The following is a 327-nucleotide window of genomic DNA, read 5'->3' as shown; positions in this document are numbered from 1 at the left end:
TCTTTCCAATCTTCTTCTACATAATCTACACGGATAATAAATCTTAAAGGTACATTTAAGTTTAAAAAACGTCCACAATTTATTGTGAATTTTGTAACACCAGCAGGAAGTAAGATACCTTCTTCTACTACTTGAGCGATTTGTTTTAAACTTAAAGAAGGATAACGAATAACAATACCATCTTCTTTTAACTCATTATTGGAAATACGTTGAAAATGATATTTATCTCTATATACATTTACAATTTGTTTCCACAAATCTACCATTAAGGTCAAATCAAATTGATTCATAAACTTAGAATAAATATAATAATTATTCCCATCAATT

Annotated in this window: 1 pseudogene; it reads right to left on the bottom strand. The window is 26.6% G+C overall.

Going from position 1 to position 327, the window contains the following annotated elements:
* Positions 1 to 327 (bottom strand): annotated as a pseudogene (locus KVT31_RS29440) (ParB N-terminal domain-containing protein); the annotation flags it as partial.

It is taken from the genome of Bacillus sp. GbtcB14 (assembly GCF_019091205.1).
Classification (GTDB): Bacteria; Bacillota; Bacilli; order Bacillales; family Bacillaceae_G; genus Bacillus_A; species Bacillus_A cereus_AG.
Note: the sequence above shows the minus strand (reverse complement) of the source record. Positions and strands in the feature narration are given on the sequence as shown.